This is a genomic window from Stenotrophomonas sp. B2 (assembly GCF_014947095.1).
GTDB classification, from domain to species: domain Bacteria; phylum Pseudomonadota; class Gammaproteobacteria; order Xanthomonadales; family Xanthomonadaceae; genus Stenotrophomonas; species Stenotrophomonas maltophilia_P.
On the sequence record NZ_JADCQA010000002.1, the window covers coordinates 104,603 to 125,746 of the forward strand.

The following is a 21,144-nucleotide window of genomic DNA, read 5'->3' on the forward strand; positions in this document are numbered from 1 at the left end:
TCCGCCATGCGTTCCACGCTTCTGTTGTTGCCGCTGCTTCTGCTGCCGCTGGGGCTGCCCGCCTTCGCCGCCGATCGTCCTCCGGTGGAGCAGGATCCCACGTTGCTGGGCGCAGGCTTCATGGACAACCACCCGGACATGATGTACCGGCAGTGGGGCGTAAACGCCCTGCACCGCAATGATGTCAAAGGCGCGATGGATAATTTCCGGCTGGCCGCACGCTACGCGGACAAGCCTGCGCAGGGCTACCTGGGCGAACTGTACTGGTATGGAGTGAACCAGCCGCGCGATCCGCTCATGGCATTTGCCTGGATGGATGTGGCGGCCGAGCGCGGCTACCCCCTGTTCGTGGACCTGCGCAACGAGTACTGGGCCGCGCTGCCACTGGAGCAGCATGAGGCCGCGCGTGCGCAGGCCAACGCGCTGCGGGCCGAGTATGGCGACGAAGTTGCCCGCCCGCGCATGGCGGAAGTGCTGAGGAAGGGACGGCGCGAGATGACCGGCAGCCGTGTCGGCTCGATGTCCAACAATGTGGACATCGTATACATGGACGGCGGCATCTCCCGCACGATCAAGGCTGATCGCATGTACGATCCGAAGTACTGGGATCCCAAGCAGTACGAACGCTGGCAGGACGAAACCTGGATGAAGATCCGCCGTGGCACGGTGGAAGTGGGCGTGCCGACGCAGTCGCACGCCACCGACGCCAAGCCGTGAGTTATCGGTGCCGGCACTTGGCCGGCACCCGTCTGCTTCAGTACAGCGTCCGCTCCGGTGCACCGGCCGGCGGCGGCGTGTACTGGTACAGCCAGGTTTCGGTCAGCGGCTTGCCACCGCTGCGCAGGTACAGGCGGATGTCGATCTGTTCGGTGCTGCCCTCCGGCGGCACCAGGTCGAACATCGCGCGGTAACCGTCGATCTCGCGCAGCGGACGCGCCGATACGATCTCGACACGGCCCCGGCTGGTTTCCACCACTGCCTCGACCTCGGCCTTGTCGATCAGCTTTGCCAGTTCGCCGCCTTCGAAGTCCACGGCGAAGCGCCACGAGAAGTACTCGCGCTTCTTGCCGACCACACCGCCCAGCCCCGTGCGGCTGGCCACGCAATGCGCCAGCGGTGGCCGTGCCGGCGGCTCGGCGCCCCAGTACAGGCGGTAGCCGACCAGCAGCTCCTGTCCCGGCTGCGGCTTCTCCTTCGGATTCCAGAAGGCGACGATGTTGTCGAAGGTCTCATCGACCGTGGGGATCTCCACCAGCTGCACCGAGCCCTCGCCCCATTCGCCCTTCGGCTCGATCCACAGGCAGGGGCGCTTCTCATAGAAGACGCCGTCGTCCTGGTAGTGATCGAAGTTGCGGTCGCGCTGCAGAAGGCCGAAGCCACGCGGATTGCGGTCGACGAACATGTTGAAGCGCAGGTTGCGCGGGTTGCACAGCGGCCGCCAGATCCACTCACCGGCCCCGGTCCACATCGACAGGCCATCGGTATCGTGGATCTCCGGGCGCCAGTCCCAGTCCATGCGGCGGTCGTTCTCACCCACCTGGTACATGCTGGTGCACGGCGCGATGCCAAGGCGCTCGATCGCCTTGCGCGGATAGAGCGCACTGTCGATGTCCATCAGCAGCACATCGCCGTTGGTGATGGCGAAGCGGTAGGCGCCGGCTACGCTGGGCGAGTCCAGCAACGCATAGACGATGATGGTGTCCGAATCGGCGGCAGGCTGTTCGAGGTAATAGGCGATGAAGTCGGGAAACTCCTCCGGCCTGCCCATGCCGGTATCGATCGCCAGGCCGCGCGCGGACTGCCCGTACTGGCCTTCCTTGCCGACCGCGCGGAAATAGCTGGCGCCAAGGAACGCGGCGAAATCGCGGTCGGTATCCTTGCGGGTGTTCAGGCGGAACCCGGCGAAGCCCAGGTCCGCCGGCAGTTCGCCGTTGCGGATCCCGCTCTTGCCGTAGTTGAACGCTGCGCCGTCATAGGCCAGTTCCTGCGCCTGGCCGTCGACCACGTCGAACATGCGCACCGGCGAATGGAAGTACAGGCCCAGGTGGAAGAACTTGGCCTGGAACTTGCCGGGCTGATCGGCCCACAGCGCGTGGTCCTGGCGATAGCTGATGGACTGGTACTGGTCCCAGTCCAGCGCTTCAAGCCGGCCCGGCAGCACCCGCTTGTGGCTCTGGTAGGGCGCCTGTGCCAGTGCGCGTGCCTGCCCCTTCAGGCTGGCGAAGCTGAACGGCTGCGGCTGGCCGAGGCGGCGCAGGCCGACCTGGCCGTTCCTGCTGGCGGCGCAGGCGGGCAGGGACGGCAGGCCGAAGGCTGCCAGGGCCAGGGAGGCGTTGCGGATGAAGTCGCGTCGTTGCATGCAGGCGCGTCAGGCACAGGGAAGGGTCGGCCATCATAGGCAGACAAACGTTAACGGGCAGCGGAGGGCGCAACCTCCCATTCAGCTGCCGCTGGCTGGACCGCCTCAGCGCTGGCAGTGGCTGCACCACACGCTGGCACGCTGGCCGATCATGGCGTGCTTGAGCGGGCGTCCGCAGGTCGGGCAGGGCAGCCCGTCGCGGCCATAGACCAGCAGTTCCTGCTCGAAGTAGCCGGGTGCGCCATCGGGGCTGATGAAATCACGCAGTGTGGTGCCACCGCGGGTGATCGCGTAGCCCAGCGTTTCCTTCACCGCGGTGGCCAGCCGCTGGTAGCGCTCGCGTGAGACCTTGCCGGCCTCGCGCAGCGGGCTGATGCCGGCCTTGAACAGGCTCTCGGCGGCATAGATGTTACCGACGCCCACGACCACCGCCTGGTCCATGAGGAAGGTCTTGACCGGGGCGCTGCGGCCGCGGCTGCGGGCGAACAGGTAATCGCCATGGAAGGCCTCGTCCAGCGGTTCAGGCCCCAGCTCCTGCAGCAGCGGATGGACCTGCCCGGCCGGTTGCCAGAGCAGGCTGCCGAAGCGGCGCGGATCGTTGAAGCGCAGCAGGCGCCCGTTGTCCAGGCTGATATCCACGTGGTCATGTGCCCGCAGTGGGGTATCTCCCGGCAGTACACGCAGGCTGCCGGACATGCCCAGATGCAGTACGGCGCTGCCGATGACCGTGTCCAGCAGCAGGTACTTCGCGCGCCGGCGGATGCCTTCGATGCGCTGTCCCGGCAGCAGCTGCGCAATCTCCGGCGGAATCGGCCAGCGCAGGTCGGCGCGGCGCAGGATCACGCCATGGACGCGGCGGTCCTGCAGATGCGGGGCCAGGCCGCGGCGGGTGGTTTCGACTTCGGGCAGTTCAGGCATGCCCCGATTCTACGCCCGCTCAACGCGGGGGCGCGGACAGCTCACGGGCGTCGAGAAACCCGTCACCGTTGGCATCCTGCTTGTGGAAGCGCTGCACGATGACCTGCCGCTGCTGCTCGCGGGTGATCGCTCTGCCCTTGCCACCGGGCAGTTCATCGGTAGTCAGCACGCCATCGCCATTGCGGTCCATGCGGTCGAAGGCATACAGCATCCACTGCACGTACTCGGTCTCGCTGACCCGGCCGTCGCCGTCGCTGTCCATCTTCTGCAGGTAGCTGCGGGTGTCACTGACCTGGGCCGGGGCGGCGGCCGGCAGCAGCGCGGCCAGCAGCAGCGCCCCTGCCCTCATGCGCCCACCAGCGTGTAGCCCTTCAGCCGTTCGGCATAGGCCTGCAGCGCGGCGATTCCGCTCCCCTCGGCCTCGCGGCACCACGCCTGCAGGTGTCGCAGGCGCTCGGCGGCATCGTGCCCGCGCGCCTCCAGCAGCGCAGCCAGCCGCGCGCGGTATTCGACCAGCACACGGATGCGCGGGCGTTGCGCCACCCACTCGCTGAGCTGGGCACGGTTGTCCGGCTTCAGCCAGCGCCCATCGTTGACCAGGCCGCGGCGCAGCCGCCGCGGCAGCAGCCGGCGCAGCTTGGCGCCTGCCTGGGCGGCTTCCTCGCGCAAGGCCGGCATGAAGACGTTGCGCTGGTAATCGGTCATCGCCTGGAAGCGATGCGACAGCAGTGCCTTCAGGGTCTCGGCGTCGGGCACGGCGATGTTCGGGCGCACATCCATCGCCGGTGCGACGCGCAGCACCCTGGCCAGGCGCAGGGCCTGCAGCAGGCGGATCGCGCACCAGCCGATGTCGACTTCCCAGCGCCGCATGGCAAAGCGTGCCGAACTGGGGAAGGCATGGTGGTTGTTGTGCAGTTCCTCGCCACCGATCCAGACGCCCCACGGTGTCAGGTTGGTGGAGGTGTCGGCCGATTCGTAGTTGCGGTAACCCCACCAGTGCCCCAGGCCATTGACCACGCCGGCCGCCCAGAACGGAATCCACGCCATCTGGATTGCCCACAGTGCTACGCCCGGCAGGCCGAACAGTACGCTGTTGATGGCCAGCAGCAGCACCGGGCCGAGGGTCGCATGCGGGGTATACAGGTGGCGCTCGATGGCATCGTCGGGCGTGCCGCGTCCATACTGCTCGATATCCGCGCGCATGCCGCGTGCTTCCCGATACAGCTCCACTCCCCGCCAGAACACCGTGCCGATGCCGCGCGTGACCGGGCTGTGCGGGTCGTCCTCGGTCTCCACCTTGGCGTGGTGCTTGCGATGGATGGCCACCCACTCGCGGGTGATCATCGAGGTGGTCAGCCACAGCCAGAAGCGGAACACGTGGGCCAGTGCCGGATGGAAATCGACGCCGCGATGGGCCTGGCTGCGATGCAGGTAGAGCGTCACCGAGAAGATGGTGATCTGGGTGAAGACCAGCAGCACCGCCAGCATGGCCCACCCTCCCAGGCCGAGCACGCCACCGGTCAACAGGGATATCAGGGCATCGGACATGGAGGCTCTCCGGATCGCACGGGGATGGCAGACATCATGGCCGCTTGCGTTGCAAACTGCACCTCTGACCGCGGTGCGCCAGCACCGCTTCCGTGGCACCGTTCACAGTTGGGGACCTGAGTTGTCGAGCCTGGATCCGCGCGCCCGCGCCGTTGTCGCCGTCCCGTCCGCCGGGGAGCGGCCGCCGTTGATCGAACTGGACCGCGCCAGCGTGATGCGAGGCCAGGTGAAGGTCCTGCATGGGCTGAGCCTGCGCATCGCGCAGGGCCAGCACACCGCCCTGCTCGGCCCGAATGGCTGCGGCAAATCGACCTTCATCAAGCTGATCACCCGCGAGCTCTACCCGCTGGCGCAGGGCGACGGCGCGGTCGCGGTGAAGGTACTGGGCCAGAACCGCTGGCAGGTGGACCGGCTGCGCTCGCAGCTGGGCATCGTCACCGGTGACCTCAGCAGCACGCTGTCCGAGATGCCGGGGCTGACCGTCGAACAGGCCGTGCTGTCCGGTTTCTTCGCCAGCTGCGTGGTGCCGGCTTTTCGTGAGGTGACCGCCGAGATGCGTGCCCGCGCCGGCGAGACACTGGCGATGACCGGTGCGCTGGCCCTGCGCGAGCGCGCCTATGCAGAGCTCTCTGCCGGCGAGACGCGCCGGGTGCTGATCGCGCGCGCGCTGGTGAACCGGCCGCAGGCGCTGCTGCTGGACGAACCCTCCACCGGCCTGGATCTGGTCGCCCGCCAGCAGCTGATCGCGACCATGCGGGCACTGGCGCAGCAGGGCATCACCCTGGTGCTGGTGACCCATCACATCGAAGAGGTCATTCCCGAGATCGAGCGGGTGGTGCTGCTGCGCGACGGCCGCGTGCTGGCTGACGGCAGTCGGGCCACGCTGCTGTGTGACGAGCCTCTGTCGGCGGTGTTCGGCGGGCCGATCCGGGTGGTTGAACAGGATGGCCGGCTGACGGCGTACGCGGGGTGAGCAGTACGCCTGCGCAGTGCCGGCGTCGGCGTGGCGCTGCAGGCGGTGCAGGGTAGCGGGCCGGCATTCCGGCCCGCCACGTCATGCCTCAGAACCGCAACGCGACTGCGCGTGACTCGATCGGTGCCATCCGGCTCTGGTCATGCAACTGCAGCTCGCGCAGTTCGAAGGGGGCACCGAAGCCGGCCGGCAGCGCTGCCTGGTCGAACGGCAGCACCAGCTGGCCGCGACCGGGACCGTCGAACCATGCGGCGGCGTGCGCCTGCGCGACCGGACGCAGTTGGCCATCCGGGCCCGTGGCGTGCAGGGTGCCGCGCGCTTCGTAGCGCCCGGCGGCGGCGACCTGCAACGGCAGCGCCACGCGCCGGCTGGCCTGGTCCGGTGTGGCCTGCCCGACGAAGCGGGCGGTCGGCCGGGCTACGGCGAAGGCGACCTTGCCGTCGCGCAGTACGCCATCGGCCTGTGCGAACACCTGCAGTTCCCACAGCCCCTGCGTGTTGCTGGCCTCGGCGGGAATCCGTACCTGCGCGTGCAGGCTGCCGTCGGTCGTACGCAGCAACCGCTGCGGCCAGCTGCGGCCATCGGGTGCGACCAGCAAGGCTTCGCCGCCCAGTCCTCCGCGGCGCGCCTGCAACTGGGCGGGACTGGCTCCGTCTTCAAGCAGGCGTGCCCGCAGCTGTACGCTGCCGCCGGCCAGGACCTGCGCCTGGCTGGCCTGCACCTCCAGCCGCAACGGGCTGTTGGGTTCAAGCACCTGTACGACATAGCGGCCCTGCGCCTGCGCGCTCTGCAGGCGGTAATTTCCCGCAGCACTGCCCGTGCCGGTGCGCAGCATGCTGCTGTCTTCGCCCACGGGCATGCCGGCGTCCTGCAGCTGGCGCGCGTCGACGGCGCGGGCGACGCTGCTGCGGCCGGCCGGATCCCGGACCTGCAGTGACTGCGCCGGAACCGCGCGCGCACCGGCTGCCGGGCTCAGCTGGATCACCGCATCGGGGGCGGTCAGCGGCAGCTCCAGGCCACGTTGCAGCTGCGCGCCATCGACCTGCTGCCAGTAGCTGCGGCTGACCGAGGCGTAGGGCGTGGAGGCCTGCAGGGTCTGCGCCGGGTCCAGTGCCCAGGCAAACGCCAGGGGCGCGTGTTCGCTGTCGTCAGGCGGCAGCGGTGCGGCCACCAGCGTGGCTACCACCTGGTCGCCGGGGAGGGCGCGCAGCGGCTGCGCAGCGTGCACCGTGACGGAGGCTGTGGCCAGGGCTGCCAGCACGGCGGTGGTCAGCGGAAGGGAAATCATCGTCATCGTCGTCGTCCTCACTGGGCCAGGTCGTTGCGCAGGATGGCGCCCAGGCCGAAGCACTCGCGGCGGCTCTGGTTGTGGCTCAACGGCTCGGCGCCCTGGGTACGCGCCGTGTCGGTGAACCAGGTGCTGCCCGCTGCCTTCTGGCTGCTGCACTCCAGGAATCCGTCCGAGCACGAGGACAGCCAGTTCTGGGTGAACTCCAGGCCGACGTTGGCCGCGTAGCCGCCGCAGTAGCTGTTGCTGTCCCACACGGCCGATTCGACATCGCTGCCGACCACCGCGCGGAACGGCTTGGGCAGTGCCGGCCGACCGGCCGTGCCGTACAGGTTCTGCGCGTTGTAGGTGGCCATGCTGGCGACCTGCTGCATACGCACGGCATCGTTCTTGTAACCGAGCAGCCAGCCCAGCGAGGTTTCGAAGGTGTTGCCGTTGAGCACGGCATCGGCCAGCGGCGTACCCGCCGATGAGGGTGCCAGCGCGTTGACCTTGCGCACCGTGCGGATGATGTTCGGGTAGCGGCTGTCGTAGGTCGGGTTGGAGAGGATCCAGCGCATCACGTTGCCGCCGTTGGAATGGGTGATGACCACCAGCTGGGTGATGCCGCGGCTGTTGATGAAGCCGGTGAGCTGGTCGGCCAGGCAGCCGGCGGCTTCCGGCTTCCACATGTACTGCGTGAAATCGCAGTTGATGACCACATAGTTGCTGCTGTTCGGCAGCCCCTGGCGGACGGTGTCGATGATCGCCGGTTGCCAGTAGTCCTGGGTGGCGTTGGTCTGCGCGCCGGTGCCGTGCACGAAGGCCACGCCGACCACATCGGCGGCGGTGGCCGGCGTGACGGCCATGGTGGCGAGCAGGACCAGGACGGTACTTCCTGTTGCGGTGCTGCGCATCGCTTCTCTCCCTCTGTCAGCGGATCCCCCCGACCCGGCTGGAATGGAATGGCACGCGTGCCATCGTTGCGCCGATGCTCGATGCCCCGGCGCGTGAAAGTCCGTGCGCTGCGCCCGGATTCGGGAGAATGGCGGAGCGCGATGACGCTTTTGCCCCGTTTTGATGACCATGCCGGGTCTGGCCGTATGACCGACGGCCACTGCGACGCCGGCTGCGGGCTGCGATCATGGCGTGGTGTTTCCTCTGCTGAGCCTGACCATGTCTGTGATCTTCCGCCCTGCCCGTCCCCTGCTTGGCCTGGCCATCGTGCTGGCGCTGGCCGGCTGTGCCGCGTCTGCTGCCCGGCCGACCGCCGTCGAAGCCAACGTCACCACCAAGGCCGTGGGCTATCTGGACGCGCGCGCCGTACCGGCCAGCCTGGCCCTGGTTCCGGCGCCACCCACCGCGGGCTCGGCGGGCTTCGCCCTGGATGAACAGGTCAGCCGCGAAGCGCGTGCACTGCGCGGCAGCCCGCGCTTCGCCCAGGCCACACTGGATGCCGAACTGGGCTTTCCGGAAGGTGCCAACCAGTTTTCCTGCGCGGTCGACATCGATGTGGACGCGGTGAAGACGCCCGCGCTGTACCGCCTGCTGGAGCGCAGCCGGATCGACGCCAGCGCTGCCACCAAGGTCGCCAAGAACCACTACCAGCGCCCCCGCCCGTTCATGGTCAACGGCGAGCCGACCTGCACGCCGGATGATGAAGCGGGCCTGCGCAGCAACGGTTCCTATCCGTCCGGCCACACCTCGATCGGCTGGGCATGGGCCCTGATCCTGTCGGAGATCGCGCCGGATCGTGCCGATGCCATCCAGGCCCGTGGCCGCAACTATGGCGAGAGCCGCCTGGTGTGCAACGTGCACTGGCAGAGCGACATCCTCGAAGGCCGTTTCATGGGGGCTGCCGCCGTTGCCAGGCTGCATGACAATGCCGCGTTCCAGCGCGACCTGCTGGCGGCACGCAGCGAGATCGCCGCCGCGCGCAAGGCCGGCCTGCACTCCAGCCGCAACTGCACCGCCGAAGAGGCAGTGTTGAAGGTACGCCCGCAGAGCGCGCTGTAAGCGCTCGCGGCGCAGAGGTGGCGCCGGGCCATGCCCGGCGGACACCGAACGCAGAAGGGCCGGCATTGCGCCGGCCCTTCTGCATTGCCTCGGTACAGCGACCGCATCAGAACTTCGCGGTGAACTCCACGCCCCAGGTCCGCGGCTCGTTGAGGAAGCCGGTCAGGTTGTTGAAGTCGATCGCACCGACCACGCGGGTCTGGTTGGTGAGGTTGCGGCCGAACACCGCCACGTCGTACTGGCCGTACTCCCAGTTGTAGCCCAGGCGCAGGCCGCCTTCCAGCGAACTGCGGCTGCGGAACTCCGGCGACTCGTAGATGAAGAAGTTCACCGGGCTGCGGTAGGCCCAGTCGGTGTAGGCGTACAGCTCGCTGCCATCGGTGAGCGGGAAGCCCACGCGCAGGGTCATGTTGTGGATCCACTTCGGCGCCTGCGGCAGCGGATTGCCGTTGACCAGGGCGTAGGTGCCGCCGTTGATCACCGTGGTCGGATCGGTGATGGTGCAGCCACCGCCGCAGATCGCCACGGCCAGGTTTCCGTCCTTGATCTCGGTGTCGTTGTAGCTGCTGCCCAGGGTCAGCAGGACGTTGTCGGCCAGGTAGGCTTCCAGGTCCAGCTCCACACCCTGGCCGATGGTCTTGTCGGCGTTGAGCAGGGTGGCGGTATTGTTGCTGCCGCCGACCGCGATCAGCTGCTGGCCGTCGACGTCGTAGCGGAACACGCTGAAGCCCAGGCGGGCGCGGCGATCAAACAGGTCGGCCTTGATGCCGGCTTCGTACGAGATCACCTTCTCGGAATCGGCCTGCGACACGCCACCGAAGGCCAGACGGCCCTGGATCGACGGCGCGCGGAAGCCCTTGGCCACGCGCGCATACGCATTGACGTTGTCGGTCAGCTTGTACACACCGCTGACATCCCAACTGACGTCATCGACGTCGGTGTTGGCCAGGTACGGCCCGCTCACCGGGGTGCCGCCCTGCACGGCCTGCAGCACGCGCGCGGTGAAGTCCTTCTTGTCCTGCGTGTAGCGCACGCCGGCGCGCAGCTTGAAGCGGTCGGTGACATCGAAGTCGCCCGATGCGAACACCGCCCACGCCTTGTTGCGCTGGCTCTGCACGGCATGGCCGGTCTGCGGATTGCCCGGCGTCAGCGAGTCGTAGTTGAAGCTGTCGATGGTGACGTCTTCATCGAAGTAGAAGACACCGGCCTGCCAGTCGAAGCGGCCCCACTCATTGGATTCCACGCGGAATTCCTGGGTCCACTGGCGGTGGTGCGGCAGGCCATCGGCCGATTCGGACGGGAACGGAATGAAGCCCGGGCCATAATTGCCGGCGCCGAGGAACGAAGCACCGTAGCCACCGTCGATATCGCCGCGGTTGAGCGATTCGGCAGTCTCGTAGCCGGTGATGGAGTGCAGGGTCACCGAGCCGAGGTTCCACTGCAGGCGCGCGCTGCCGCCCCAGGTTTCCAGGTCGGAGAAGTTCACGCCGTCGTTGGCCACCTTGTCGCGGTCGAAGTTCTCGACCAGCGCGTTGCTGCCCTTCTGGATGATGTTGGCGCGGAACAGGCGGGCGGTGCCGTTGAGCTTGCGCTTGTGCAGGTTGAACAGGGCCTCGAAATCGTCGCCCTCGTACAGGAACTGCACGCGGCCGGCAGCCTCGTCATAGCCTTCAAAACCACTGTTGGGCGCGCCGACGCGGGTGTTGTCGACCCAGTCGTCGCGGCGCTGGTAGATCGCCGAAACGCGTGCCGACCAGCGGTCGGTCAGCGGGCCGCCGTAGGCGCCCTGCACGTTCCAGCTGTTGTAGCTGCCGTAGCCGACGCGGACGTAGCCATCGGCATCCTGCGACGGACGCGCCGAATCGAACTTGACCACGCCGGCCGGGGTGTTGCGGCCGAACAGGGTGCCCTGCGGCCCACGCAGCACTTCCACGTTGGCCAGGTCGAACAACGGGAAGCCCTTCAGCAGCGGGCTTTCCTGCACCACGTCGTCGTACACCAGCGAGACCGGCTGCGAGGCATTGAGGTCGAAGTCGGTGTTGCCGAGGCCGCGCATGTAGAAGCGCGGGAAGGCACGGCCATAGGACGATTCGATGTTGAGGCTGGGTACGCGCGCGGCCAGGAAGCGGATGTCGTCGCCGGCCGAGCCGAGCACATCGAGCTTCTCGCCCTGGATCGCGGTGATCGCGACCGGCACGTCCTTGGCATTCTCGACGCGGCGCTGGGCCGTCACCTGCAGGGTATCGAGCGCGACCGGATCCTTGGCGGCGGGGGTTTCCTGGGCGGCTGCAACCAGCGGCAGCAGGGCGGAGAGAGCGGCAACGAGGGGGCGCGCGACCGGAATACGGCCGCGGGAAGTGCGGGTCGGGGACATGGCGGTAGGCTGTGTTTGGAGGGGTGGTAAAACGGCGCTACCAGATAATTGTTGCAATACAGCACCTGCGCCGCAAATGGCCGCTGTTCATGGCGCGGTCGCGGGCCACCGGGGAGGGTCGCTAGACTCGGGCTTTCCCACCCCGACCCGGCGCACCGCCATGACCCAGTGGTACTTCCATTCCTCCGCCCAGGCCGACCGCATCGGGCCGCTCGATGACGAAGCCGCGCGCCGCTACGCGCAGGCCAACCCCCGCGCGCTGGCCTGGTGCCAGGGCATGAGCGGCTGGACCGCCATCGCCGAGGTGCCCGAGCTGCAGGCGCCCGCCCCGGGCATGCCCAACACGCCGCCACCCGTGCCGGGCGGGCCTGCGCGGGGCCGGGCCGACGACATCGACTTCCGCATCGTCGGCCATGAGATGCAGTTCGTGGAGATCGAGCTGAATCCCGGCGAGAGCGCCATCGCCGAAGCCGGCGCGCTGATGTTCAAGGACGCCTCGGTGCAGATGGATACGGTGTTCGGCGACGGCACGCACAGCGGCCAGGGCGGCGGCATCATGGACAAGCTGATGTCGGCCGGCAAACGCGTGCTGACCGGCGAGAGCCTGTTCGCCACGCTCTATACGCATACCGGGCAGGGCAAGGCCAAGGTCGCGTTCGCCGCGCCCTACCCCGGCACCGTGCTGGCCATGAAGCTGGACCAGCACGGCGGCCGCCTGGTCTGCCAGAAGGACAGCTTCCTGGCCGGGGCGCGCGGCGTGCAGATCGGCGTGCAGTTCCAGCGCAAGATCATGACCGGCCTGTTCGGCGGCGAAGGCTTCATCATGCAGAAGCTGGAAGGCGATGGCTGGGTGTTCATCCACGCCGGAGGCTGTGTGGTCGAGCGCGAACTGGCCGCCGGCGAGCGCCTGGACGTCGATACCGGCTGCGTGGTCGCCTACCACCCGACGGTGGACATGGACGTGCGCCGGGTCAGTGGCATCAAGAGCATGGTGTTCGGTGGCGAGGGCGTGTTCCTGGCAACCCTGACCGGACCGGGCAAGGTCTGGCTGCAATCGCTGCCGTTCTCGCGCCTGGCCGGCCGGATGTGGATGGCCGCGCCGCAGGGAGGTGGGCAGAACCGCGGCGAAGGCTCGGTGCTGGGCGGCATCGGCCGCATCCTCGACGGCGACAACCGGTTCTGATCGCCTGCGGGTAGCGCCGGGCCATGCCCGGCGAGCGCAGCGGCCCTGAACTGCCCGCCAGGCCATGCCCGGCGCTACCCATGGCGGTCCATGAATAGGGCGTCGTCCTGCCCTGCCCGGCCCGCCGTGGCTTCGGTATGCTGGCGCCCTTCCCTGAATCCGGCGCCGCGAGCGCATTGCCGATGAGCCTGTTCCGTCCCCGCGTGCTGCTGTCCGTTGCCCTGCTTGGCCTGCTGGCCGGTTGCGGTGGCGATCCGGTGCGTCCGGCGCCGCCGCCGGCGCCGACCGTGGTGCCGCAGGCCAAGCCGGTGAAGATCGGCATCGCGCTGGGCGGCGGCGCGGCCAAGGGCTTTGCCCACATCGGCGTGATCAAGATGCTCGAGGCCAACGGCTTCGAGCCGGTGGTGGTGTCCGGCACCAGCGCCGGCAGCGTGGTCGGCGCGTTGTACGCCAGCGGCATGGATGCGTTCCAGATGCAGAGCCGGGCCGTCGCGCTGGATGAAGCCAGCATCCGCGACGTCCGCCTGTTCTCCGGCGGGCTGGTGCAGGGCCAGAAGCTGCAGGACTACGTCAACGAGCAGGTCGCCAACCGTCCGGCAGAGCGCCTGAAGAAGCCGTTCGCCGCCGTCGCCACCCAGCTCGAAACCGGCGAACGCGCGATCTTCGTGCGCGGCAATGTGGGCCAGGCCGTCCGTGCGTCCAGCAGCATCCCCGGCGTGTTCGAGCCGGTGAAGATCGGCGGACGCAACTACGTCGATGGCGGCGTGGTCAGCCCGGTGCCGGTCGATGCCGCGCGCCAGCTCGGTGCCGACTTCGTGATCGCCGTGGACATCTCCAGCAAGGCCAGTGGCAAGGCACCGACTGACATGCTCGGCATCGTCAACCAGTCGATCGCGATCATGGGCCAGCGCCTGGGCGAGCAGGAACTGGCCCGCGCCGACATCGTGATCCGCCCGCGCGTGCTGGATATCGGTGCGGCTGATTTCAGCCAGCGCGGGACCGCGATCCTGGAGGGAGAAAAGGCGGCGATGGCCGCGATGCCGCAGATCCGCGCGAAGATCCAGCAGCTGCAGAAGGCGCGCGCCGCCGCGCTGGCACCGCCGCCGGTAGCCGCGCCGAAGTGCGAGGAGACCTCGCGGCTGGGCAGGCTGATGGGGCGCAAGGACAAGTGCTGAGCCCTCGCCCGCGCTGAGCGGTGCTCAGGGTTCCAGCTGCGACAGTGGCAACGCCTGGAAGCCCTTCACCGTGCGCAGCACGAAGCTGGAATTGGCATCGGCCACGCCACCGGCATTGAGCAGGCGGTCCAGCAGGAAGCGCGAGAAGTGCTCGAGGTCGCGCACGTAGACGTGCAACAGGTAATCCATGTCGCCGGTGAGCGCATGGCAGGCCACCACTTCATCCCAGCCCTGCACGCTGTCCACGAAATGCGCGATGGCCGCCTGGTCGTGCTTTTCCAGTTGCACCCGCACGAACGCCTGCAGCCCCAGCCGCAGCTGCCGGGGTTCCAGGCGCGCGCCATAGCCGACGATCACACCCTCGCTCTCCAGCCGCTGCAGGCGGCGCAGGCAGGCGGAGGGGGAGAGGTTCACCCGGGCCGCGAGCTCGGCATTGGTGGCGCGACCATCCCGCTGGATTTCGGCCAGCAGGCGTATATCCGTGCGATCGAACTGGACTTCTCCGGCCATTGTTGCCCCGCAACATGGTGAGTACGCAAGGATATTGCGCCAGCAAGGTCATTCCGCGCAACTTTTGCAACCCTGTTGCGCCCGCCCTGCCCTAGCATCGTGGACATCCCTTCAAGGAGCGTCCCATGGATCCCGCCCAGCCCCGCCGCGTCGAACACCAGCAGACCGACAAGGGCTACGTGCCGGTGTACACCACCGCGCTCGTCGAGCAGCCGTGGGATACCTACAGCGCCGATGACCATGCGACGTGGAGCACGCTGTACCAGCGCCAGCGCGAGCTGCTGGTCGGCCGTGCGTGCCGGGAGTTCCTGGACGCGCAGGACGAGATGGGCATGAGCGCGCACATGATTCCGCGCTTCGACCAGCTGAATGAAGTACTCGGCGCAGCCACCGGTTGGACGCTGGTGGGCGTGGAGGGGCTGCTGCCGGAGCTGGACTTCTTCGACCACCTGGCCAACCGCCGCTTCCCGGTCACGTGGTGGATCCGTCGCCCCGACCAGATCGACTACATCGCCGAGCCGGACCTGTTCCACGATCTGTTCGGCCATGTGCCGCTGCTGATGAATCCGGTGTTTGCCGATTACATGGAGGCCTACGGCCGTGGCGGCGTCAAAGCCCACGCCATCGGCCCGGAGGCGCTGCAGAACCTCACGCGCCTGTACTGGTACACGGTGGAGTTCGGCCTGATCGATACCCCGGATGGCCTGCGCATCTACGGCGCCGGTATCGTCTCGTCAAAGGGCGAATCGCTGTACTCGCTGGAATCGGCCGCGCCCAACCGCATCGGCTTCGACCTGCAGCGCATCATGCGCACGCGCTACCGCATCGATACCTTCCAGAAGACCTACTTCGTCATCGACAGCTTCGAGCAGCTGATGCAGGCGACGTCGCCGGACTTCACCCCGATCTATGCCTCGCTGGCCGAGCAGCAGCACCTGCCGGCCGGTGACGTGCAGGCCGACGACCGTGTGTTCCAGAAGGGAACCGGCGAAGGCTGGGCCGACGGCGGCGACGTGTGATGCGGCAGGGGCATCCCTAGGGCCGGCTCCACGCCCGGCTCCGCGGGTCAGCGCGGGTATGCCAGCAGCAGCACCAGATCCTCGTCACCCACCTGCTGCAGTGCATGCGAGCTGCCTTTGCGCGTCAGCAGGGCATCGCCTGCGCTGACGTCGTACTGCGTTCCGTCCAGCACGTAGCTGCCCTTCCCGCTGACGATGTAGTAGATCTCGTCCTTGTGCTGCGGATGCAGGCCGATGCCTGCACCCTTGTGCAGCACGCGCTTGCGCAGCACGAACGGCAGGTTCTTCTCTCCGGCGAAGAACGGATAGGCCGTGGTCGGCCCGGCGCCACCATGCGGGCCGGGCTGGCGGATGGCGATGTCATGCTCATGGACCACGCGCGAGGGCTGCGCCGGTTGCCCGCCCTGCCCCGCCGCCGCGCCCACGTCACAGTCGATGTCGCGCACGAGTGCATCTTCCAGCCCCGGCTGCAGCACCCTCCACTCGCGCAGCACCAGGCAGGCAACGGCGTTGGCGCCGGCCACACTGAAGTGGGTGCCGTCGGCCTTGCCCTGCTCGGGCACGAACAGGAAGTAGGGTCGTGCACCCCGTTCGCCCAGCGCGCGTATCCAGCGCGTGCTGCGGTCGTTGAGTTCGATCAGGGCAACGCGCTCGCGCGCGGCCAGCTGCTGCATCGCCCGCGTGTAACGCGCATGCGTATCCAGCAGCGAACCGAAGTCATACAGCAGCCGCGCCACCGGCGTGACCAGCACCGGCGTGGCGCCCTTGTCGCGCGCCACCTGCACGTAACGCATCAGCAGGCGCGGATAGTCGCTGTCCGGATCGGTATAGCGCGTGGGATCTTCGAACTTGGCGTCGTTATGGCCGAACTGGATCAGCAGCACGTCGCCACGGCGCAGCTCGGTGGCGATCGCATCCAGGCGGCCTTCATCGATGAAGCTGCGCGTGCTGCGGCCTCCCCGGGCGTGGTTGCGCACTTCGAACCGCGCCGGATCGAGGTAGCTCTGCAGGGCCTGGCCCCAGCCCGCCTGCGGCGCGCGCTCGGGACCGTACTCGGCCGCGGTGGAGTCACCGGCGATGAACACCCGCACCGGCGCCGCCTGCGCGGTGGTGCACGACAGCAGCAACAACAGCAACAGCCTTCGCATCGCGGCACTCCTGTAGAGCCGAGCCATGCTCGGCTGTTTTTCGATCAGAGCGCGACAGCCGAGCATGGGCTCGGCTCTACAGACCGGTGTGCCTCAGCGCGCCAACCAGCCACCATCGACCGGCAGCACGGCGCCGTTGATGTAATCCGATGCGCTGGATGCCAGGAACACCGCCGCGCCGGCCAGATCCTCCGGTGTGCCCCAACGGCCGGCCGGAATGCGATCCAGGATCGCCTTGTTGCGGTCGGCGTCGGCACGTAGGGCCGCCGTGTTGTCCGTGGCCATGTAGCCCGGCGCGATCGCGTTGATGTTGACGCCCTTGCCGGCCCATTCGTTGGCCAGCAGGCGGGTGATGCCGGCGATGCCACTCTTGCTGGCGGTGTACGACGGCACCCGGATGCCGCCCTGGAACGACAGCATCGAGGCGATGTTGATGATCTTGCCGCTGCCCTGGGCGATGAAATGACGGCCCGCCGCCTGCGAGATGAAGAACGCCGACTTGATGTTGACGTTCATCACGTCATCCCAGTCCTTTTCGCTGAACTCCACCGCGTCGGCGCGGCGGATCAGGCCGGCATTGTTGACCAGGATATCCAGGCCACCCAGTCCCTCGATGGTTTCGCGCACCACGCGCTCGACCGGCTCGATGCTGATCAGGTTGGCTTCCACCGCCAGGCAGCGTCGGCCGAGCGCGGTGATCTTCTCGATGGTTTCGGTGGGCGGCGCGATGCCGGCCACGGCGACATCGGCGCCGGCGGTGGCCAGCGCAACCGCGATACCTTGGCCCAGACCGGTATTACCACCGGTTACCAGAGCGACTTTGCCTTCCAGGCTGAAGGGATTGGCCATTGCGTGTGCGTTCCTTGGTAGAGGTGTGCGTGATGCAGGCGAACGGCCACCGGCACGCGTGCGCGGCGGCCAGGCAGGACTTACTTGAGCTGGCAGATGTCCAGCACGTGCATGTCGGTGTAATCCAGGTTCTCGCCGCCCATCGCCCAGATGAAGGCGTAGTTGCTGGTACCGGCACCCATGTGGATCGACCACGGCGGCGATACCACGGCTTCGTTGTTCTGGATGACGATGTGGCGCTGCGCGTCCGGTTCGCCCATGAAGTGGTACACGCGGTCGTTGTCGCCCAGGTCGAAGTAGAAATAGACCTCGCTGCGGCGGTCATGCAGGTGCGGCGGCATGGTGTTCCACACGCTGCCGGGCTTGAGCACGGTCAGGCCCAGCAGCAGCTGCGAGGACTGGCAGGTGGCCGGCACGATGTACTGGTAGATGGTGCGCTCGTTGCTGGTCTCCAGCGCGCCGCGGTCCAGCGCTACCGCGTCCTTGATCGACAGCTGCCTGGTTTCAAAGCGCGCATGGGCCGGGGTCGAGGCCAGGTAGAACTGAGCGGGGTTGGCGGCGTCCTGCGAGGCGAACACGACGTCCTTGCTGCCCATCGCCACGTACAGACCATCCTTCGGGCCCAGCGTGTAGACGGTGCCGTCGACGGTGACCGTACCGGTACCGCTGCCGACGTTGATCACGCCCAGCTCGCGACGCTCCAGGAACGGATGGCCGGCGGCCGACGCCGGTTCGGTCTGCACCGGCAGCGCCAGCGGCGCATCCAGGGGCGCCGCGCCACCGAGTACGAAGCGCTCGTAGTGGGTGTACTTCAGCGTCACCTGGCCGGGGTTGAACAGGCCGTCGAGCAGGTACAGCTCGCGCAGCTGGTCGTTGCTGGCGCCCTTGATGGCGTCGGGATGGGTGGCGTAGTGGGTCTTGCAGTACATGGCATCTCCAGAGCAGGGGGCGGGCCGATCATTCGGCCCCGGCACGGTTCAGAGGGATTCTAGCGACGTTGGTAACCGGTGTCATTTTGCGCCGCACGATAGCGCTCAACGGTCGCGGCAAGGTGAGGCGGCTTCAGCGGAGTCGCAGGCAGGCCTGCGGGCTACCGGACTGATCCCCGCCGGATCAGTCCTCCGGCGGCTGGCAGGAGTCGCGCACGATCAGGTGCGGGCGCACGCTGGCGATCTGCAGCGCCGGCTGGCCGTCGGGCTGGATCAGCATCGCCGCAGCGGTGCGGCCGGTATCGCGGGTATGGCGCCGTACCGAGGTCAGCGACGGCCAAAGGCGCGAGGCCAGCGGGCTGTCGTCGTAGCCGATGATGGACAGCTGGCGCGGGATGTTGATGCCTGCACGCAGCGCCACCTTGTAGATGCCCGCCGCCATTTCATCGTTCCCGGTGAAGATCGCGGTCGGCCGGCGCTTCCCCAGCAGCAGCTTCTCGGCGGCGGCCACGCCCGATTCAAAGGTGTAGCCCGCCTCGATGATGCGGTCCTTGGGCAGCTCGATGCCACGCTGCGACAGCGCATCGATGAAGCCGGCGGTACGCTCGTGCGCCGAACGATAGGCGCTGGGCCCGGTCACCAGGGCGATGTCGCGGTGGCCCAGCGAGAGCAGGTAGTCGGCGGCTTCGGCGGCGCCGTCACGATCGTGGGTGACCACCATCTGCGAACTCTCGTCCAGCGGCAGCGCAGCCACGCGGGTGAAGCGGCAGCCGATCTCATCCAGCATGTCCGCCAGCGCCTGGTCCTCGGAGGCACGCGGCACCAGGATCACCCCATGCAGCTTCTGCTGCTGCACAAAGCGGCGCACGCCGTCGATGTAGCCCGGGCTGCGGCTGTCGCAGGGATGCACGACCAGCTCGAAGCTGGAACCGCGCAGCGCGTCGAGTGCACCGTACTGCATGTCCACGATGTACTGCGCGGTGGGGTTGTCGTAGACCATGCCGATCAGGAAGGATCGACGGAAGGCCAGGCCGCGCGCCAGCGGATCGGGCGTATAGCCCACCTCGCGCATCAGGGCCTCTACCTTGTCGCGCGTGTCCTTGCGCACCAGCGGTGAGTTGTTGATGATCCTTGAAACCGTTTTCTTGGACACTCCGGACAGTCGCGCGATGTCGTTGATCGTGGCTGCCTTGCCTTTGGCCAATGCCGGCGTGGCGGCATCATTCTTGTTGCGCACTGACATGTAATGGACCAGGTAAGTCGGGGGATTTCCGGCCGCGCACTCAGTCCAGCGCGCGGTAGCGGAAGCTGCGGAAGGTCACCGCACCGTCACCGGCAGCGTACAGCGCCGGCTTCAGGGCGAGAAACTTACCAGCCACATTGTGATGGTAACCCGAGGTTTCCATCTGAACCGGGTACTTCTGCCAGGTCCGGCCGTCGCTGCTGGTATGGAAGGTGACGATATGGCGGTTGTTGGTGACGCGCAGCCAGAGCCGCCCGCCGCGCTCGCTGGGCGCAAGCCGGGCAGGGCGTTCCTCGCCGTAACGGTGCATGATGAACTGCTCGCCGTTGCTGCCCACGCCCACATAAAGACGGTCGCTGTAGAACAGCAGCGCGCCCCCGACTGCGCCTGGCGCTACCTCCAGCTCCACCTCGAACTGGTAGGTCGGATCGCCGGCGATGGTGGTCAGCGGAGACGCATCGCGCGGCGCACTGCCCTTGCCCTGCATCACCAGCCCATCGCCGCTGAAGCGCAGGCGCCGGTATTCGTCACTGCCCGGGTTGAAGAACGCCCACTGTGGCCCGAGCCTGCCGCCGCGGAAATCATCCGAAAGCGCCATGCCGTGCGGTGCCAGGGCGCTTCCGGAAGGCTTGCGCAGCGGCTGGCCGAGGTCACCGCCTCTGGCCACGAACCAGCCATCGTCGGTCCACTCGATCGGGTCCAGCAGGGTCTGCCGGCCCAGGGTCCAGAAGCCGTTCTCATACCCGTGGTACATCATCCACCAGCGACCGTCGGTGCCTTCGATCACTGTCGCATGGCCGCGTGACCACCACGGCTCGGCCGCCGACTGCGTGCGCGTGATCGGATTGTTCGGTGCGTTCTGCCAGGGCCCATGGATGGAACGCGAGCGCGCAGTGATCACCATGTGCCCGGTGGGCGGGCCGGCGGTGCCTCCCACGGCGGTGGTCATGTAGTACCAGCCCTCGCGGAAGTGGATCTTCGGTCCTTCCTGCGCATAGGCCTCCACATCCCAGCTCTGCGGATAGCGCCAGCCGTCGTAGACATGCTTCGGTGTGCCGACCACGCTCAGCCCGTCATCGGCCAGCTGCACATAGTCGCCTCCGCTGAGGAACAGGTAGCGCTTGCCGTCCTCGCCCACCGCATGGCCGGGGTCGATGTAGCCGCCCAGGCCGATGTCGATCGGATCGCTCCACGGCCCGCGGATGTCATCGGCCCACACCACGAAGTTGCTGCGGTGTTCGCCGGTCCGGGCCGGGAAGTAGATGAAGTAGCGACCCTGGTGCTTGACGATGTCCGGTGCCCAGATCGCACCCACGTTGCGGGTGATGGCATGACCCAGCGGCTGCCAGTTGACCAGATCCCGCGAATGCCAGATCGGCAGGCCGGGATAGGCGTCGAAGGAGGACAGGGTGAGGTAGTAGTCCTGTCCGTCCTTCAGTACCGACGGATCGGGGCGGTCGCCGGCCAGCACCGGGTTCAGGTAGGTGCCGTCGCCGAGATCGGCCTGGCGCTGGTTCTCCAGCCCACGTGCCCAGGTTTGTGAGGCCGGGCCGGAGGCCAGCGCCGGAAGCGCGGCCAGAAGCAGGCTGGCCAGGGCCACGGCAGGGATGCGGCGAAGCGGACGGTGCATGGC

Annotated in this window: 19 protein-coding genes; 6 read left to right on the forward strand and 13 right to left on the reverse strand. The window is 67.8% G+C overall.

The genetic code is table 11. The features are described 5' to 3' along the window. Positions 1–6: 6 nt before the first annotated feature. Complete coding sequence (locus tag IMX13_RS02505) at positions 7–717, forward strand: sel1 repeat family protein (RefSeq protein ID WP_128987650.1); 711 nt, start codon at positions 7–9, stop codon at positions 715–717. A 37-nt stretch (positions 718–754) separates the two neighbouring features. Here IMX13_RS02505 and IMX13_RS02510 read toward each other — a convergent pair whose 3' ends face one another. From IMX13_RS02510 to IMX13_RS02525, 4 genes are all read right to left on the reverse strand, one after another. Continuing rightward, positions 755–2,359, reverse strand: a complete 1,605-nt coding sequence (locus IMX13_RS02510; RefSeq protein ID WP_193395688.1) for a glucan biosynthesis protein D — start codon at positions 2,357–2,359, stop codon at positions 755–757. 105 nt (positions 2,360–2,464) lie between these two features. After that, a complete protein-coding gene (gene mutM, locus IMX13_RS02515; protein WP_193395689.1) occupies positions 2,465–3,277 on the reverse strand; it encodes a bifunctional DNA-formamidopyrimidine glycosylase/DNA-(apurinic or apyrimidinic site) lyase in 813 nt (270 codons plus the stop codon). A gap of 19 nt (positions 3,278–3,296) precedes the next feature. Then, positions 3,297–3,626: an EF-hand domain-containing protein gene (locus IMX13_RS02520; protein ID WP_128987651.1), complete on the reverse strand. Its 330-nt coding sequence runs from the start codon at positions 3,624–3,626 to the stop codon at positions 3,297–3,299. Beyond that, positions 3,623–4,825, reverse strand: coding sequence for a fatty acid desaturase (locus IMX13_RS02525; RefSeq protein ID WP_053516042.1), 1,203 nt, complete (start codon positions 4,823–4,825; stop codon positions 3,623–3,625). Before IMX13_RS02525 ends, IMX13_RS02520 begins: the two co-directional genes overlap by 4 nt. A 130-nt stretch (positions 4,826–4,955) precedes the next feature. Here IMX13_RS02525 and IMX13_RS02530 point away from each other — a divergent pair, with 130 nt between their 5' ends. Further along, positions 4,956–5,798, forward strand: coding sequence for an ATP-binding cassette domain-containing protein (locus IMX13_RS02530; RefSeq protein WP_315973559.1), 843 nt, complete (start codon positions 4,956–4,958; stop codon positions 5,796–5,798). 88 nt (positions 5,799–5,886) lie between these two features. Here IMX13_RS02530 and IMX13_RS02535 read toward each other — a convergent pair whose 3' ends face one another. Together IMX13_RS02535 and IMX13_RS02540 are read right to left on the reverse strand one after the other, a co-directional pair. Continuing rightward, positions 5,887–7,092, reverse strand: a complete 1,206-nt coding sequence (locus IMX13_RS02535; RefSeq protein ID WP_193395690.1) for a DUF4785 domain-containing protein — start codon at positions 7,090–7,092, stop codon at positions 5,887–5,889. A gap of 11 nt (positions 7,093–7,103) precedes the next feature. Next, entirely contained in the window at positions 7,104–7,982 is an 879-nt protein-coding gene (locus IMX13_RS02540) for a hypothetical protein (protein WP_065182116.1), read from the reverse strand. Between the two features lie 259 nt (positions 7,983–8,241). Between IMX13_RS02540 and IMX13_RS02545 the strand changes: the two genes are divergently transcribed. Then, the gene (locus IMX13_RS02545) at positions 8,242–9,081 is read left to right on the forward strand and encodes a phosphatase PAP2 family protein (protein WP_193395691.1); all 840 of its coding nucleotides are present in this window, start codon (positions 8,242–8,244) and stop codon (positions 9,079–9,081) included. Positions 9,082–9,187: 106 nt separating this feature from the next. Here IMX13_RS02545 and IMX13_RS02550 read toward each other — a convergent pair whose 3' ends face one another. Then, positions 9,188–11,455: a TonB-dependent receptor gene (locus tag IMX13_RS02550; protein WP_193395692.1), complete on the reverse strand. Its 2,268-nt coding sequence runs from the start codon at positions 11,453–11,455 to the stop codon at positions 9,188–9,190. A gap of 160 nt (positions 11,456–11,615) precedes the next feature. On the opposite strand from IMX13_RS02550, the gene IMX13_RS02555 reads away from it, so the two are divergent. Beyond that, entirely contained in the window at positions 11,616–12,638 is a 1,023-nt protein-coding gene (locus IMX13_RS02555) for a TIGR00266 family protein (RefSeq protein ID WP_193395693.1), read from the forward strand. 182 nt (positions 12,639–12,820) lie between these two features. Further along, positions 12,821–13,813: a patatin-like phospholipase family protein gene (locus tag IMX13_RS02560; protein WP_065174096.1), complete on the forward strand. Its 993-nt coding sequence runs from the start codon at positions 12,821–12,823 to the stop codon at positions 13,811–13,813. Between the two features lie 24 nt (positions 13,814–13,837). Here the strand turns inward: IMX13_RS02560 and IMX13_RS02565 are convergent, their stop codons facing one another. Further along, entirely contained in the window at positions 13,838–14,323 is a 486-nt protein-coding gene (locus IMX13_RS02565) for an Lrp/AsnC family transcriptional regulator (protein ID WP_053516027.1), read from the reverse strand. A 125-nt stretch (positions 14,324–14,448) separates the two neighbouring features. Here IMX13_RS02565 and phhA point away from each other — a divergent pair, with 125 nt between their 5' ends. After that, positions 14,449–15,342, forward strand: a complete 894-nt coding sequence (phhA, locus tag IMX13_RS02570; protein ID WP_053516024.1) for a phenylalanine 4-monooxygenase — start codon at positions 14,449–14,451, stop codon at positions 15,340–15,342. Positions 15,343–15,389: 47 nt separating this feature from the next. Here phhA and IMX13_RS02575 read toward each other — a convergent pair whose 3' ends face one another. The 5 genes from IMX13_RS02575 to IMX13_RS02595 all read right to left on the reverse strand — a co-directional run bounded on the left by IMX13_RS02575 (position 15,390) and on the right by IMX13_RS02595 (position 21,141). After that, positions 15,390–16,490 carry a GDSL-type esterase/lipase family protein gene (locus IMX13_RS02575; RefSeq protein ID WP_193395694.1) on the reverse strand — a complete coding sequence of 367 codons (1,101 nt, stop codon included), beginning with the start codon at positions 16,488–16,490 and terminating at the stop codon, positions 15,390–15,392. A gap of 93 nt (positions 16,491–16,583) precedes the next feature. Further along, positions 16,584–17,339 carry a 2-dehydro-3-deoxy-D-gluconate 5-dehydrogenase KduD gene (kduD, locus tag IMX13_RS02580; protein ID WP_193395695.1) on the reverse strand — a complete coding sequence of 252 codons (756 nt, stop codon included), beginning with the start codon at positions 17,337–17,339 and terminating at the stop codon, positions 16,584–16,586. An 80-nt stretch (positions 17,340–17,419) separates the two neighbouring features. After that, positions 17,420–18,268: a 5-dehydro-4-deoxy-D-glucuronate isomerase gene (gene kduI / locus IMX13_RS02585; RefSeq protein ID WP_193395696.1), complete on the reverse strand. Its 849-nt coding sequence runs from the start codon at positions 18,266–18,268 to the stop codon at positions 17,420–17,422. A gap of 184 nt (positions 18,269–18,452) precedes the next feature. After that, complete coding sequence (locus tag IMX13_RS02590) at positions 18,453–19,511, reverse strand: LacI family DNA-binding transcriptional regulator (RefSeq protein ID WP_053516017.1); 1,059 nt, start codon at positions 19,509–19,511, stop codon at positions 18,453–18,455. A 40-nt stretch (positions 19,512–19,551) separates the two neighbouring features. Next, positions 19,552–21,141 carry a family 43 glycosylhydrolase gene (locus IMX13_RS02595; protein WP_227255242.1) on the reverse strand — a complete coding sequence of 530 codons (1,590 nt, stop codon included), beginning with the start codon at positions 21,139–21,141 and terminating at the stop codon, positions 19,552–19,554. Positions 21,142–21,144 lie beyond the last annotated feature (3 nt).